The organism is Alloalcanivorax sp. C16-1 (genome assembly GCF_046507805.1).
Taxonomy (GTDB): Bacteria; Pseudomonadota; Gammaproteobacteria; order Pseudomonadales; family Alcanivoracaceae; genus Alloalcanivorax.
This window is the reverse complement of the sequence record NZ_JBKFTK010000001.1, coordinates 899051-914524: the sequence shown is the minus strand read 5'-3', so window position 1 is coordinate 914524 and position 15474 is coordinate 899051. Positions and strand designations below refer to the sequence as shown.

Annotated in this window: 14 protein-coding genes; 4 read left to right on the top strand and 10 right to left on the bottom strand. The window is 64.9% G+C overall.

What is annotated here, in order from left to right:
- The first annotated feature begins 128 nt into the window (after positions 1–128).
- Entirely contained in the window at positions 129–1499 is a 1371-nt protein-coding gene (locus ACLD0W_RS04340) for a PLP-dependent aminotransferase family protein (protein WP_410306270.1), read from the top strand.
- Here the strand turns inward: ACLD0W_RS04340 and ACLD0W_RS04335 are convergent.
- The 3 genes from ACLD0W_RS04335 to ACLD0W_RS04325 form a co-directional block, all read right to left on the bottom strand.
- Entirely contained in the window at positions 1457–3214 is a 1758-nt protein-coding gene (locus tag ACLD0W_RS04335) for an alpha/beta fold hydrolase (protein ID WP_410306269.1), read from the bottom strand. The two genes, ACLD0W_RS04340 and ACLD0W_RS04335, sit on opposite strands and share 43 nt — an antisense overlap.
- 111 nt (positions 3215–3325) lie before the next feature.
- Positions 3326–5335, bottom strand: a complete 2010-nt coding sequence (locus ACLD0W_RS04330) for a hypothetical protein (protein WP_410306268.1) — start codon at positions 5333–5335, stop codon at positions 3326–3328.
- Between the two features lie 336 nt (positions 5336–5671).
- Positions 5672–6535 (bottom strand): YicC/YloC family endoribonuclease, encoded by an 864-nt coding sequence (locus ACLD0W_RS04325; RefSeq protein ID WP_410306267.1) that lies wholly within the window; start codon positions 6533–6535, stop codon positions 5672–5674.
- A gap of 196 nt (positions 6536–6731) precedes the next feature.
- Here ACLD0W_RS04325 and rph point away from each other — a divergent pair, with 196 nt between their 5' ends.
- Genes rph through ACLD0W_RS04310 form a run of 3 tightly spaced genes read left to right on the top strand, consistent with a single transcriptional unit; the run spans position 6732 to position 8750 of the window.
- Positions 6732–7451, top strand: coding sequence for a ribonuclease PH (gene rph / locus ACLD0W_RS04320; RefSeq protein WP_410306266.1), 720 nt, complete (start codon positions 6732–6734; stop codon positions 7449–7451).
- A gap of 16 nt (positions 7452–7467) precedes the next feature.
- Positions 7468–8118 (top strand): orotate phosphoribosyltransferase, encoded by a 651-nt coding sequence (gene pyrE / locus ACLD0W_RS04315; RefSeq protein WP_410306265.1) that lies wholly within the window; start codon positions 7468–7470, stop codon positions 8116–8118.
- Positions 8115–8750 (top strand): hypothetical protein, encoded by a 636-nt coding sequence (locus ACLD0W_RS04310; RefSeq protein ID WP_410306264.1) that lies wholly within the window; start codon positions 8115–8117, stop codon positions 8748–8750. Before pyrE ends, ACLD0W_RS04310 begins: the two co-directional genes overlap by 4 nt.
- Here the strand turns inward: ACLD0W_RS04310 and slmA are convergent.
- From slmA to ACLD0W_RS04275, 7 genes are all read right to left on the bottom strand, one after another.
- Positions 8747–9340 carry a nucleoid occlusion factor SlmA gene (slmA, locus tag ACLD0W_RS04305; RefSeq protein ID WP_410306263.1) on the bottom strand — a complete coding sequence of 198 codons (594 nt, stop codon included), beginning with the start codon at positions 9338–9340 and terminating at the stop codon, positions 8747–8749. The genes ACLD0W_RS04310 and slmA overlap by 4 nt on opposite strands.
- Before the next feature lie 34 nt (positions 9341–9374).
- Positions 9375–10274 carry an acetylglutamate kinase gene (gene argB / locus ACLD0W_RS04300; RefSeq protein ID WP_410306262.1) on the bottom strand — a complete coding sequence of 300 codons (900 nt, stop codon included), beginning with the start codon at positions 10272–10274 and terminating at the stop codon, positions 9375–9377.
- 21 nt (positions 10275–10295) lie between these two features.
- Entirely contained in the window at positions 10296–12179 is a 1884-nt protein-coding gene (locus tag ACLD0W_RS04295; protein ID WP_410306261.1) for a hypothetical protein, read from the bottom strand.
- 65 nt (positions 12180–12244) lie between these two features.
- The gene (gene dut / locus ACLD0W_RS04290) at positions 12245–12697 is read right to left on the bottom strand and encodes a dUTP diphosphatase (protein ID WP_410306260.1); all 453 of its coding nucleotides are present in this window, start codon (positions 12695–12697) and stop codon (positions 12245–12247) included.
- Between the two features lie 118 nt (positions 12698–12815).
- Complete coding sequence (locus ACLD0W_RS04285) at positions 12816–13586, bottom strand: ABC transporter permease (RefSeq protein ID WP_410306259.1); 771 nt, start codon at positions 13584–13586, stop codon at positions 12816–12818.
- Positions 13583–14425, bottom strand: a complete 843-nt coding sequence (locus tag ACLD0W_RS04280) for an ABC transporter ATP-binding protein (RefSeq protein ID WP_410306258.1) — start codon at positions 14423–14425, stop codon at positions 13583–13585. The genes ACLD0W_RS04285 and ACLD0W_RS04280 overlap by 4 nt, the downstream gene beginning before the upstream one ends.
- Positions 14426–14444: 19 nt before the next feature.
- Positions 14445–15473: an ABC transporter substrate-binding protein gene (locus ACLD0W_RS04275; RefSeq protein WP_410306257.1), complete on the bottom strand. Its 1029-nt coding sequence runs from the start codon at positions 15471–15473 to the stop codon at positions 14445–14447.
- Between the last annotated feature and the right edge of the window lies 1 nt (position 15474).

Sequence of the window (15474 nt, the reverse complement as noted above, 5' to 3'; positions counted from 1 at the left end):
CTGGGCAGCGTTGTTGTTAGAGAGCGCGTGTGATGGCGCCGGTTTCGATCTAACATATCGGCGCCTGTACCCATGAAAAAGGTACAGTTAGCGCAAACAGTGGGGCGGACCGGAAGGACATCGTGACGATGCGGCGAATCACCCTGACACAACGGATCGCGTCCGATATCGCGGGACAGATTACCGAGGGCATTCTCCGCGAAGGGGACAAGCTGCCGTCGCTGCGCGAGTACATGCGCCTGCACGGCTATTCCAAGAACACCGTGATCACCGCCTACGAATACCTGGCCGCCGAGGGGCTGGTGGAGGCCCGCCACGGGCGCGGCTTTTTTGTGCGCGCGGTGCCCGCCGCCGGCGAGGGGGACCAGACACCGCCGCCCTATGCCCGGGCATTGGACACCATCTGGATGATGCGACAGCAACTGGTGCGCGAGCCCGGCCATTCTCATCTGGGCGAAGGCTTCCCGCCGGTGGACTGGTTGATGGACATGCGCCTGGACAAGTTTCATCGTCAGGTGGTGCGCGGCGGCGTCACCACCCTGTTCCGCTACGGCAACCGCTACGGCAATGCCAGCCTGCGCGAGCAGCTGGTGAAGAAACTGGCCGGCTACGGCATCAACGCCAGCCCCGCCCAGATGCTGACCACCTTCGGCGCCAACCACGGCATGGACCTGATCATCCGCCGCTTCGTCAAACCCGGTGACCCGGTGCTGGTGGAAAGCCCCGGCTATTACCCCCTGTTCGGCAAGCTGCAACTGCAAGGCGCGCGCATGCTGCCGGTGCCCCGCCGCATCGACGGCCCGGACCTGAACGCGCTGCAACGCTACCTGGAGCGGGAAAAGCCCGCCCTGTTCTTCATGCAATCGGTGGGGCACAACCCCACCGGCACCGACCTCTCCGAAACGAAGGCCCGACGCATTCTCGAACTGGCGAACAAGCACAACCTGCTGGTGGTGGAAAACGACGCCATGGCCGACTTCAAGCTCAATACCTGTACCCGGCTTTCCACCCTGGATCAGCTGAAGCGCACCCTCTACGTGGGCAGCTTTTCAAAGCCGATCTCCGCCGCCCTGCGGGTGGGCTTTCTGGCCGGCGATGAAGGGCTGATCAGCGAGCTGGCGGACGTGAAAATGTTGCTGCACATCGGCGGCACCGAATACGCGGAACGCACCGTGGACGTGATTCTGCGGGAGGGAAACTACCTGCGCCATCTCTCCCGGCTGCAGGAAAAACTGCGCGCCGCCACCGTCACCGGCCTGCGCGTGCTCGACGAACTGGGCGCCGACGTCTTTCACCGCCCGGAGCAGAGCCTCTATCTGTGGGCCCGCTTCCCCGGCATCGGCGACGCCAACGACCTGACCCGCCGCTGCCTGGAACGGGGCGTGATGCTCGCCCCCGGATCGATCTTCTCGGTGGACCGCCGCGACCGGGTACCCTGGACCCGCCTCAACGTAGCCTATCTGGACGACCCGGCGTTCCGGGCCAGCTTGCGGACCTGAGCGGCGGCTGGCGCCGTCACTCGATGTTCTTTATCGGGTGATTCCTCGGGGCAGGAAAGTTCGAGCAGTTCAGTTAAAAACGCCTTCCAGACCCTGTAGATCATAAAACGCCCCAGGCTCGGGAAACTGCGAAAGCTGACGTTGGGCAGGCCAGCGGCAAGGCCACGGGCGCTGCCGACGGAGATGATGCGGTCGTCTTCCCCGTGCCAGTAGGTGATAGGCACGCTGATCTGGCTGAGATCCACATGCCAGGGGTGCTGCATACGCAGATACTCATCAATGATGATGCGGGCGCCTTGGAAGTGACTGAGCTTCATGCGCTCGATCAGTCGGGCCAGCAGGTCCGGGTTTTCGAGTACGGCCTGGTCTTCGGGGCACAGAGATTTGGCCAGTCGTGAGAAATACTTTTCCGGCGAGCGCTGCATTCCGCGCAGGGCGAGCCGTCCCACCAATACGAACAGACGTGGATCCTTACGGAAGATACGCAGGAGCATGGCGTGGATAGGGTCAAGCTTGTCCAGTTCGAAATGTTCGATCGGAACAGTACTGGATAGCAGCCCCAGTCGATCAAACAGATCCGGGTCCATGGCGGCGGAGCACAGTGCATAGGGGCCGCCGCCGCAATAGGCCGCCATCGGCGGTCGTTCGATATCGAGATGGCGGCATAGCGCGCGGATATCCGGACTGAAATCGCGGAACTCCATCTCCGGCCTTGCGGTTGAAAGGCCGTAACCGGGCCTTACGATCAGTATCATGCGCAGACCCTGTTCGCGATACCAGGTTTCGAACAGGCGGTGGTCGGGGAGTGCGCCACCGAGGTTATCCAATGTCAGCACCGGCCGCCCGGTTGGATCACCGTACTCGAACCAGCTCAATACCCGGCCGTCGGCCAGAGTCATGGTGCGCTCCGGTACTGGTGACGTAGTCCCGGGCGGCGCTGTCTGCACCAGAGCATGCCCCATTGCCTGGCTTACCAGTTGTACCTGGCTGTTAACGTCCAGCTTTGCCATGGCGGACTTGATCTGAGCGCGAGCGGTGTGAACGCTGATCGACAGTAATGCCGCGCTTTGATTGAGATTTCCGATCTTACACAGCAGGTGAAGAAGGCGGGATTCCGCGTGAGTGATGGGGAAGATGGCTTTCAAGGATTCCGGAGAGGGAGTCACTACATTCTGACCCGCCAATACCCAGATAATAGTCCGCACCCGGCTGATGGTGCCCGCGGCGTCGGACTTCTTCACTGGCAGACAGAGCAGGGTCACCGCGGCGTGTCGTGAAGTGAGTAGTTGGGTATGCCGGCCGGCCGCGCGGCTATTGACCCGCTTCAGTGACTGCTTCAGTTCCCGGTCGGCGATACGTAGTTGACCATCGGGCAGCAAGGTTACCGGCTCCCGGGTGAGCGTCTGACGCGCCGCCACGTTGCATTCCACTACATGCATTTCCTGGTCGAGCATCAGCATTGGCCAGGGCATTTGATCATACATGGTACTGAGGAGCTGTGTGCGGTCCTCAAGAGCATGTATATAGGCGCTGCCGCGTACCGCCCGCTCAAGGTGGCCGATCAACCGTTCCACATGAACGGGCGCATCGGGGGTATCCTTTGGCGGCGTGGTGTAGGTCCAGCCGGTAATGGTGTCCAGCAGTTCCACCCAATCGCCGGGGGACAAGGCTGTTTCATAGATCTTGCCAATCAGATCGTCATTATCATCCTGCAAGACAGAGGCCCCGGGCTCGGCGAAATATGACCTTGATCATAGAAAGCGTTTGCCGGCGGCGCAACGAAAACGGCCCCGACGGAGCGGGGCCGGAAATAGCCTGCTGATTTTTTACTGTATGTCGGGAGTGTCTTCCGTAACATCGACCAGGACCACCAGGCCGAGTTCATTGGGATCGCCATCATCCGGTACCCAACGGGTGGTGAATACACCCAGGCTGGCATCCTGGTTGAAGAACCCTTCCATGATGTTATGGCCGTCTTCGTCGTTGAGGGTCAGTGTTGTGGCGCCCTGGGCGTCGACGCTCACGGCCACGGGTTGATTGACGCTGTCCTGCTCCACGGAAAGATCACCGCCGAGACCGCGTTTTGCCACCACGGTAAAGTCACCGTCCAGGGTGCCGGCGGTGGCACTGCTCAGATTGATGTAGCTGTTGAACCGGCTGTTGATCATCTCAATATCACTGGTGCCGTTACCGACTCCTTCCAGTGACACGGACAACAGCATCAAACGGTATCGCTTACCGGCGATATCCGGGGTGCTTTCCGGTAATTTCACCATCAGGGTTTTGTTGAATTCCGCCCAGAAGGTGTCGTTGTTTTCGGTTTCCGCGAAGGCGATGAAGTCGAAGCTGTCGTTGATGAACCCATCGGTGGCCGTCGGCTGCCCTTGTTCGCTGCCCGCCGAAACAATATCCCCTTGGGCGGAGATGACAATCGGCTCTCCCGTGGAGCCGGTTTGGGATAGGGCCATATAGGTGTCGCCGCTGCTTTCCAGTCCGACCCGGTGCCCGCTGCCGTCGCCTTGGTCGAAGGTGCCGTCGCCGTTGAAAGTGACGCGGCTGACTTCAGTTTGCAGCTCGATAACACCGGCCTGCACGTAGGTCTCCATGAAAATCCGCCCGAAAGTGCCGTTGAGATCGGAGTTCTCCATGGACGAGGGAGAGCGTGCGAAGACCTCCAGGGCCCGAAACGCCTCGTCTCCTTTCCGGTCATTGGGGTTCAACGCATCTGGTTGCTGATCACCATTGGTGTCGGTAGTGCCATAGCGTACCGCGGCTTCCTGGGAAAGCAGGAAAAACAGGCCTTTTTCTTTCACTTTCTGCAGGTTGTAGACCATTGCGGGGTAGCGAAAGGCGTAATCACCGTTCACGCTTTCTTCGAAGGGGCCCTCTATGGTGAGGAGACCGGAATCACTCAAGGTACCCGAAAGGACTTCACTATCCCCGATGCCGGCTTCATAGAACAGTGAAGCGGTTGCCACGCTGGGGCCGGAGAAGTTGGAATACGCATTCTCTTCGGCCTCTAACGTGATTGACACGATATTGTCGCCGCCGTCGGCGAAACTGAATTCGCTTAGCCAAAGGTCATTGGCGAAGGTGCCGAAGTTTTCGTTGTCGCTGTCATGCAACCCCAGGCCGAAGGCGGAGCTACGATAGTTGCCGATAACGCCGCTGGCATCGCCCGGTTGACTATTGATGGCCGCGACCTGCTGTTCCACAAACTCACCCACTTCCAGGTCCAGTTTGGAAAGCATGTCACTGAGATCGTTGCCAGCGGTGAGGTCGAACGTATCCACCTTGCCTTTTAATGTCACCACTTCGGAGACGGTCAGCTGGTCAAGATCCGCCCCTTGTTCAATAAATTTTCGCAGCACGAATTCGGATGCCGGATTGATGTCCACTATCTCGTCGACCACCTGGGCGCGCATCTGAGCGCCGGACCCGGTGATACGCACGAGCAGATTGCCCGCCAGGTTCACATCTTGTGGCAGGGTCAAAGTGTAATCCCCGCTGATCGAGGTAACCGTTTCCGCAAGCACGTCTCCCACCGGGTTGCCTTCGTCATCGATTCGCAGAAGTTGGACGGTGGCGCCTGCCACCGGATCAAGACCGGTGATCGCCGCATTGGCGGAGGAAATCAACAGGTTCAGGGCGATCTCCAGGAAGCCCGGTTGAGGGTGAATGGCCACCGCGCCGGCTGGAGCGGTGGCGGTACCGTTGATGCTCAGGCCGGCATCGCCATCCCCGGCGGCGCCGCCGGAAGAGGAGGAGCCGCCGCACCCGGAAAGAAGTGTGGCTGATGCCACCGAAGCAATGAGGAGTAAGGCCGTTTTTTTCATCGTCGTTCCACCAGTCCCAAATCAGAGTTTCTTGAGTGTAGGGAGTAGGTAGAACGCGGACATACCCCATATGGGCTATCGGTGGATTCCACCGGGGCCAGAGCCTGTGCCCCGGGTGCCGATGGCCTTGATCACCGTGACTCTATCCGCTTCCCCCGTCCCCTGGGCCCTTCCTTTCTTTATTACTCCGGCTTGAACTCGGGCTTAGGTGCCCACGAGATTGCCCACCTTTTATGGTGGACAGTGGTGGATATCTTCGGACTATCTGGGAGGGTGGTTTATGAGAAAGTGCATTGAAAACAGGGGTTTAAGGATATAAAGGGATGCCCTGAGACTTTATTCGATGTTCTGCACCTGTTCGCGCATCTGCTCGATCAGCACCTTCAGTTCCACCGCGGCGGCGGTGGTGTCCGCGTCCACGGATTTGGAGCCCAGGGTGTTGGCTTCCCGGTTCAGTTCCTGCATCAGGAAGTCCAGGCGGCGGCCGGCGGGGCCGCCCTTGGTGACCACGCGGCGGACCTCGGCCACGTGGGTCACCAGGCGATCCAGTTCCTCGTCCACGTCCATTTTCTGGGCGGCCAGCACCAGTTCCTGTTCCAGGCGGTCCGGGTCGGGGCTGTCCACCGCGTCCTGAACGCGCTGTTTGAGGCGTTCGCGGAGGGCGTCGCGGATCGCCGGCAGCGCCTGGCGGACCCGTTCCACTTGCTGCTCCACGCGGTCGAGCCGGTCGAGGATCATTTTGCCCAGTTGTTCGCCTTCCCGTTCGCGGGTTTCCAGCAGGGCGTCCAGGGCCTGGTCCAGCAGTTCCAGGGCGGCGGCCTCCAGGGCGTCGCCGTCGATCTGGCGGGCACTGAGCACGCCGGGGAACTGCAGCACCTCCAGGGGATTCACCTGGCCGGGGTGCATGATCAGGTCGCCCACCCGACGGGCGGCGTCGGAGAGACGTTTGACCAGGGCTTCATTGAGCTCCAGCTCGGCGTCGGTGGCGTCGGGCTGGTAGCGCAGGGCGATGTCGACCTTGCCGCGGCCCAGGCGCTGGCGGCAGCGCTCGCGGGTGGCGTTCTCCAGGCCGCGCAGGGCGTCGGGGAGCCGTGGTATGAGTTCCAGGTAGCGGTGGTTCACCGAGCGGAGTTCCCAGGCCAGTTCGGCGCCCTGGAGGTGGCGGTCGGCGCGGGCGAAGGCGGTCATGCTGCGGATCATGGGCGTCCCCGTGGGTGGTTGCCTGTGGGCGGGTTGGGTACGACGAAGGTCGAATGAGCCCGACAGTGTACCGGTTCACACCGTCGCTGACATGGCCCGGCGCGGCGCGGCGGCGGGCCCGCCGGTGGTGGCGCCTCGCACAGGCCGGTGGGGGTTCGCTACAATGGGTCGCCTTTTCATCCATCAAGGAGTTTTCATGCGCCCTTCCGGCCGACAGCCCGACCAGATGCGCGAAGTATCCTTCGTGCGCGATTTCACCATGCACGCCGAAGGGTCGGTGCTGGTGACCTTCGGTAACACCAAGGTGCTGTGCACCGCGTCCGTGGAGGACGGTGTGCCGCGCTTCCTGAAAGGCAAGGGCCAGGGCTGGATCACCGCCGAATACGGCATGCTGCCCCGGGCCACCCACACCCGCTCCGGCCGGGAGGCGGCGCGCGGCAAGCAGGGCGGGCGCACCCTGGAGATCCAGCGTCTGATCGGTCGCTCCCTGCGCGCGGCGGTGGACCTGAAGAAGCTGGGCGAGAACACCATCTACCTGGATTGCGACGTGTTGCAGGCCGACGGCGGTACACGCACGGCGGCCATTTCCGGGGCCTGCGTGGCGCTGGTGGACGCCTTCACCACGCTGCTGGAGCGCAAGCGCATCAAGGAAGACCCGCTCAACGGCCTGATCGCCTCGGTGTCGGTGGGCCTGTACAAGGGCGAGCCGGTGCTGGATCTGGATTATGATGAAGATTCCAACGCCGACACGGACATGAACGTGGTAATGACCCAGCATGGCGGTTTCGTGGAGATTCAGGGCACCGCCGAGGGCGATGAGCCGTTCACCCGGCAGCAGTCCGATAGCCTGCTGGGGCTGGCCGAAAAGGGCATCGCCGAGATCGTTCAGAAGCAACAGGCCGTGCTGGGCTGGTGAGCCGGGGGAGACACCCATGAAGAACTACAAGAAGCACTTTCTGCGCTTCGCCGAGGAGCGTCAGGCACTGAAGTTCGGTGAGTTCACGCTCAAGTCCGGGCGCATCAGCCCTTACTTCTTCAATGCCGGCACCTTCCACACCGGCGAGGCGCTGGCGCGCCTGGGCCGCTATTACGCCGACGCCATCGTCGAATCCGGCATCGAGTTCGACATGCTGTTCGGCCCCGCCTACAAGGGCATCCCGCTGGTGGCGGCGGTGTCCGTGGCGCTGGCGGAGCACCATGGCCGCGATCTGCCCTGGGCTTTCAACCGCAAGGAAGCCAAGGACCATGGCGAGGGTGGCTGGCTGGTGGGCGCGCCCCTGCGGGGCCGGGCCCTGGTGATCGACGACGTGATCACCGCCGGTACCGCCATCCGCGAGGTGGCGGACCTGTTTGAAAAGACCGAGGCCAGCATCGCCGGGGTGTTCGTGGCGGTGGACCGCCAAGAGCGCGGGCGCGGCGAGTTGTCCGCCATCCAGGAAGTGCAGGACACCCTGGGCGTGCCGGTGCGCAGCATTGTCAGCATGGCCGATATCATCGGCTGGCTGGAGGAGGAGCCCGACCGCGAGGCGGACCGGGCGGCCATGCAGGCCTATCGGGACGAATACGGAGTGGCCGGCGCGTGAAACGGGCGGCGGTGTTGTTGCTGCTGCCGGTGCTGTGGTGGCCGGCCCTGTCGCCGGCCGCGCCGGCCCGTCCGGACCCGGACGCCGGTACGGTGATGTACCGTCATACCACCCCGGACGGCAACATCGCCATCAGCGCCACCCTCAGCCAGCAGGCCATCTTCGCCGGTTACCAGGTGCTCGATCACAATGGTCGGATCATCAAGGAAGTGGCACCGGCCCCACCGGAAGAACAGGCCCGCCGGCGCCAGGAACTGGCCGCCCGTCAGCAGGCCGCGCGCCAGGCGGAGCAGGACGAGTCCCTGCGGCGTCTGTACGCCGGCCCGGAGGACGCGGAGCGCGCCCGCGAACGGCAGGTGGATGCCCTGGAGCTGAAAATCGGCTACGCCCGCAACACCCTGGTGCAGCTGGAAAACAAGCGCGACGAGGAAATCAGCAACGCGGCGCGGGCGGAACGGGCCGGCCGCGACGTGCCGGACGGCACCCGCGAGGCCATCGAGCGCTATCACCGTCAGATAGCCGATACCCGCGAGGAGATCGCCGCCCATCACAAGGACATCGAAGCGGTGCGCGCCCAGTACGAGCCGATCATCGAGCGGCTGCGCCAGCTGGAGCGACAGGGCGCCCGTTAATCCCGCTCGCGAAACACGGTGGGCGCCAGCAGCGCCCATTGCTCCGGCCAGTCCTGGCCGGGGCGAATGCGGAAGCCGGAACGCACGAACTGGGCGATGCGCCCTTCCACCACCGCCATCAGCAGATTGGCGGTCACCGTGGGGGTGGCCCGGGTGCGTTTGTCTTCCTTGAACTCGGCGTCGCGCACCACCTGCTTGATCTGGCTCTCCACCCGGTCATAGAACTGCTGGATGCGCCGGTGCAGCCGCTCGTTCTCGCCGGTCAGGGCGTCGCCGGTGAGCAGCCGGGTGATGCCCGGGTTGCGTTCGGTGAAGCCCAGGATCAGGGTCAGGATCTGCTCCACCTGCATCAGCGCGTGGCCTTCGCCGGTAATGCGGTTGATGCGCGAGAAGATCGCGTCCTCGATGAAGTCGATCAGCCCTTCGAACATCTTCGCCTTACTGGGAAAATGCCGATACAGGGCGGCTTCCGATACCCCCACTTCCCGCGCCAGCCCGGCGGTGGTGATGCGTCCGCCGGGCTCGGCCTCCAGCATGTGTGCCAGGGCCTGCAGGATTTGCTCCTTTCTGGATGGTTTGTTCTCGGTCATTGGGTCCCCGTTGTCCGTTCGTTCCCCCGAAAAATCAGTCCTTGCTGATCAGCGTCCCCACGCCTTTGTCGGTCAGGATTTCCAGCAGCACCGCATGGGCCACGCGGCCGTCGATGATGTGCGAGGTGCGCACGCCGTTTTCCACCGCCTCCAGGGCACAGCGAATCTTCGGCAGCATGCCACCGTGGATGGTGCCGTCCTTGATCAGGGCGTTGACCCGTTCGGCGGTGAGGCCGGTGAGCACCTGGCCTTCCTTGTCCTTGAGACCGGCCACATTGGTGAGCAGGATCAGCTTTTCGGCGCGCAGCACTTCGGCCACCTTGCCGGCCACCAGGTCGGCGTTGATGTTGTAGCTGACGCCCTGATCGTCCACGCCGATGGGCGCGATCACCGGAATGAAGTCACTGCCGCCGAGCAGATCCAGCACCTTGGTGTCGATGCTGCGTACTTCGCCCACGTGGCCGATATCGATGATCTCGGAGGTGTTCAGTTCCGGGTCGTCGGTGTCCAGGTTCTTGAGCAGCATCTTGCTGGCCCGGATCAGGCGACCGTCCTTGCCGGTCAGGCCCACCGCCTGCCCGCCGTTGTGCTGGATCAGGTTGACGATGTCCTTGTTGACCAGCCCGCCCAGCACCATCTGCACCACGTCCATGGTTTCCTGGTCGGTGACGCGCATGCCCTGCACGAACTTGCTTTCCTTGCCGAGGCGGGCCAGCAGGTCGCCGATCTGCGGGCCGCCGCCGTGGACGATCACCGGATTGATGCCTACCTGCTTCATCATCACCACGTCGCGGGCGAAGCTGTTCTTGAGTTCGTCGTTTTCCATGGCGTTGCCGCCGTACTTGATCACTACGGTGGTGCCGGAGAAGCGCTGAATATAGGGCAGCGCTTCAATCAGAACGCGGGCGGTTTCCTGGGCGCTCTTGGTGTCCATGTGGTTACTCCAACCATCCAATCAAAAAGGCAGTTCCAGGGCGGCGAAGGCCCGGGCGCTGTCGCCACTCTGCAGCGACAGAATCTCCAGCAGCCGGGCGGCGGCATAGAGCCCGTCGTCGAACCCGAACCAGCGATCGGCGAAGCATATATGCCCGTCGCCGTCGCCGGCCAGCGGTGCCCCGCTTTCCCGCAGCCGCGCCTTAAGTGCGGTGATGCCGGCCTCCGGCACGATCACCGGCCGGCCGCCCAATTGGCGTACCGGCGTCGAGAGGGCACCGCCGCATTCTACGTCGAACAGCACGTCGCTGCCCGGATTCCGGCTCAGCACATCCCGGGCCAGCAGCAACAGTACCCGGCGCGGGTCCACGGTGGCGCCGTCCGCGGCCACCACCGTCAGGCGGGTGCCGTCGGCGCTCCAGGTCAGCCCCAGGTCCGCGCCGGCCGCGGGCACCGCCACCGCCAGCTCGGCGCCGTCCGCCCGCTGCACCGTGCAGCCCAGTTCCTGGAACAGCGCCTCGGCGCCCGGGGCCGGGGACCCGATCACCACCTTCATGGGGCGCGCCAGCACGATGTCGTCGCCCAGGTCGCGCCAGTAGCGCGGCGCCGGGTCGCGGGTTTGCCGCTCGCCGTGGCCCTGGTCCAGGCGGCCTTCGCGCAGGCGCTGGCCGAGAGCGGCGAGGGCGTCGCCGGTCAGGGTGGCGCCGTCCAGGCGCACTTCCAGGGTGGGGCCGTCGGTGTTGCCGCCCAGGTACAGGCCGCTCTGCGACTCCAGCACCTCGGTGGCGTAGTACAGCACGGGGCGGGGGGCGACGCCCAGATCCAGGACCGGCCGGCCGCTGGCCAGCAGGCCCGCCGCCAGGGCCTCGTACAGGGCATCATCGGGCCCATCCGGCTGGTGCGGCGCCCGGGCCAGAAACAGCGCGGGCTGGCCCACGGCCCCGGCCTCGGTGCCGATGGCCCGGCCCAGGTGGCGCAGGGCCTCGGCGTCCAGCCCCGGGCCGCCCAGGTGATCGGCGCGGAACAGGTCATCGTCGAGCTCCGGGCCCGGCGGGGGCGCCGGCCGGGCCGGCACGCTGGCCGGAGGCGGGTCGGGCCGTTTCGCCCTGCTCGGTGCGGTCGGCGTGGTCGGTGTGGCGCCGGGCTTGCCGGCGGGCGCCGCCGGCGGTGGCGCGCGGCGGCGCCGCACGATCAGCGCCAGGGCCGCGCCCAGCAGAATCAATGCGACGACGCCGCCCGCCGGCAGCAGCAGGGCGGCCCAGGGCGGCATCGCGGGGGGCACCGCCACGGTCAGGCGGAACGGGCCGCTTTGCGCTCGCGAGCGGGGTGCCGACTCGCCGGCATCGGCGCCGTGCCGGAGCACGGTCAGGCCGTCCTGTTCCAGGATCAGGACGGCGCCGGCGGGGAATGGGCGGGCGCTGTCGGCGAGCCAGCGGTCCAGGGCGTGTTCCAGAATCAGTGCGCCGCCGGGCCCGGCGCGGGCCAGCAGCAGGGCGGGTCGGGTGCCGCCCCGGGACGACAGGGTGGTGTCACCCTGCTCCGCCAACCGACGCAGCAGATCCTGCAACACATAGGAAAGCGCCGGGTCCAGGGCGGCGGCGGTGGGCACCAGCAGCAGGCGGCGGCCCTGGTCGTCCGGGTCGTCCTCGACCAGGCGGCCGCCGGCGAGGGCCTCACGGGCCCGGGGTGTGCGCGCCTGCTCGTCCAGGTGCCGCCGATCCCGCGCGATGAGGCCGTCCAGCGACGCCGCCCGCTCCTTTACCTGGACGCGGGCGGCGTCGGCCGCCTGCTGCCGGGCCCGCAGCTGAAGATAATGGTCCAGCCCCCCGGCGGCGAGCCCGATCAACAGCGCCGCGACCAACAGCAGCGGCGCCGGCCCGCTGAACGGGTTCTTGCTGTGCGCCATGCTCCCCCCTTTTTTTATTTCGCGGCGCGCCCCCCGCGCGCCGGCCATGCAGAGAACGTTGACCGTCAGTGCCGGCCGCTGTGGCCGAAGCCGCCCTCGCCTCGCTCGGTGTCGCTGAAAGCGTCCACCTGACGCAGGGCCACCTGCATCACCGGCACCACCACCAGTTGGGCGATGCGTTCGCCGGGCTCCACGGTGAAGCTGTCCCGGCCCCGATTCCAGCAGGACACCATCAACTGGCCCTGGTAATCGGAATCGATCAGGCCCACCAGGTTGCCCAGCACGATGCCGTGCTTATGGCCCAGCCCGGAGCGCGGCAGAATCAGGCCGGCGTAAGCCGGGTCGGCGATATGAATCGCCAGGCCGGTGGGCAGCAGGCTGGTGTCGCCGGGTTCCAGGGTCAGCGGGGCCTCCACCATGGCGCGCAGGTCGAGGCCGGCGGAGCCGGTGGTGGCGTATTCGGGCAGCGGAAAATCCCGGCCCAGGCGCGGGTCGAGCAGGCGGTATTGCAGTTCCACGGTGACGGGGCACTCCGGTTCGGATGGCAAGGCCGGCGGTGCCGGCGCGTGAAGACGCTACTTTACCACCGGGTGCCCGGGTTTGCAGAGGTCGACAAAGGGCCAGGTGAGCGGCGAGTCACAGAGAGCCGCCGCCGCGGGTGGCCCAGCGGGTGGAGCGTCGCTCGATCAGATCCGCGATCAGGTACATCAGGATACCCAGCACGCCCACCACCAGCAGCGCCGCGAACACCAGCGGCACCCGGAATGAAGAACTGGCGGTGAGCAGGAGATAGCCGATGCCGCCGTCGCTGGCCACCATTTCAGCGATCACGGAGCCGACGAACGCCAGGGAGATGGCGACTTTCAGGGAAGCGAACAGATACGGCAGCGCCCGCGGCAGGCCCACCTTGCGCAGTATCACGCTGCGTTTGGCGCCCAGGGAGCGCAACACGTCGGCCAACTCCGGCTCCAGGGTAGCGATGCCGGTGGCGACGTTGGCGAGAATCGGGAAGAAGGCGGTCAGGAAAGCGGTCAGGATGGCCGGCACGGAGCCGATGCCGAACCACATTACCAGCACCGGAACCATGGCCACCTTCGGCACCGAGTTGAAGCCGATCAACAGTGGATTGGTGGCGCGATACATGGCCTGGCTGGAGCCCACCAGGGCGCCCAGGGCCACGCCCACCACCAGGGCGATGAAGAAACCCACCAAGGTGGTGTACAGAGTCTGCATGGAAGCGGACAGAATCACCGGCCAGAACTCGATGCCGGCGCGCACCGAATCAATCGGCGACGGCAGAATCGATTGCGGGATATCAAACGCCAAACAGGCCACCTCCCAGACCGCGAAGAAGCCGCCGGCGGTGATCCAGGGGCTCAGGGCCTGGCGCAGTTTGCGTCGGTTCATGACGGGTCCTCCTGGGCATGTCCCACGTGCTGGCGGAGCTGGTACACGGCGTCGGCGAAGGCCGGAGAGAAGCGGTCATCACGGGTACGGCGCAACTCAGCGGGGATACGCTGGGAGTGCACCACCCGCCCGGGGCGCGCCGAGAGCACGTGCACGCTTTCGGCCATGTACACTGACTCGGTCAGGTCGTGAGTGATCAGTACGGCGGTAAACCGCTGTTCCTCCCAGAGCGCCTTCATGGTGTCCCACAGGTCCTCGCGGGTGAAAGCGTCCAGGGCGCCGAACGGCTCATCAAGCAAAAGAAGATCCGGCTCATGAATCAACGAACGGCACAATGAAACCCGCTGCTGCATGCCACCGGACAGCTGCCAGGGGAAACGATCCGCCACGTCCTTGAGCCCCACTTTTTCGAACAGCGCCATCGCGCGTTCCGCATGTCGGGCCCGTTCCCTGCGGAAGCTGCGGCGGTGCGGCTCGACGATTTCCAGGGGCAACAGCACATTGTCCAGCGACGTGCGCCAGGGCAGCAGCGTCGGGTTCTGGAACGCCATACCGACGATCTTCAGCGGTTTGCTGACCTCCTTGCCGGCGACGATGACGCCACCGCTGTCCGGTTGACGCAATCCACTGATCAGCTTCAGCGTGGTCGACTTGCCGCAGCCGGACGGGCCCACCAAAGCGGTGAACTCCCCCTGGCGTACGGAAAGGTTGAAATCCTGGAGGGCCAGCAGCCCATCGCCGAATTCACCGTAGGTCAGGCTGACGTTGGTGAGTTCGACGAACGGACGCTGGCCCGCCGACACTGGTTCCTCCGAGGTCGGCGGGGGCGTGTTGATCATGGCTGGGTACCCCATGCGATTACTCGGCGGACCAGGTCAGAATGTCGTCGGCGGGCAGATAGGCGTCGGTGTAGACGTCGTCGGGCTCCGGCACCGCGATACCCAGCGCCCGGGCGGCACCACTGGTGGTGTCGGCCAGCCGTTTCGGGTCCACCTGGCTCATGCCATGCTCGACCACCCAGGGCGTCGCCACGGACCAGTCCAGGGACAGTTGCAGGCGTTCCTGTTCCACCGCCTTGTCGGTAAGAGGATCTTTCCTGGCCAGTACCTCGATGGCGCCTTCCGGGTCCCGGGCGCTTTCCATGAACGCCTGTGCCACGCAGCCGATAAACTGCTTCACCGCCTCCGGATGTTCCTCGGCGAATTGCGGGCGGGTGACCAGGGAACTGCCGTAAAGTGGCACGCCGTTTTCCGCGTAGCGCAGCACCACCAGTTGATCCTCCGGCACGCCGGCGGCCTTGGCACCGATATAGCCGGTGAAAGCATGGCCCGCGATGGCGTCGGCCTGTTTGCGTGCCAGAGTGCTTTCGCGCAGTTCCGGCGACACGCTTTTCCAGTCCACATCGTTCTCATCAAAGTCGTTGGCCTTGGCGAGCAGACCGAACAGCCGCCGGGAGGCGTCGCCGGGCGGCGCGGCGATGGATTTGCCCACCAGGTCCGAGGGCCCGGTCACGCCGGTATCCTTACGGGTAATGATCGACAGCGGTGAACCGTCGTAGATTACGAAGATGGCGATCAGGGCATCGTCCGGATTGCGGGTGTTGAATTCCAGCATGGCGTTGATGTCGGCGAAGCCCACGTCGTAGGCGCCGGTGCTGACCTTGGTGATGGTGTCGCCGGAACCGAAACCCCGGTCGGTAACCACGTCCAGGCCGGCCTCGTCATAACAGCCGTTTTCATGGGGCAACAGGAACGGCGCCTGCGGACCCTGAAAAGCCCAGTCGGCGGCGAAGCGAAGATCCGCCGCGGAAGCGGCGCCGGCGGCGCACAGAACGCCGGTGAAACCCAGCGCGCGCAAGGCACGTAGAAGCTTGGTGGTGGAAGTCATG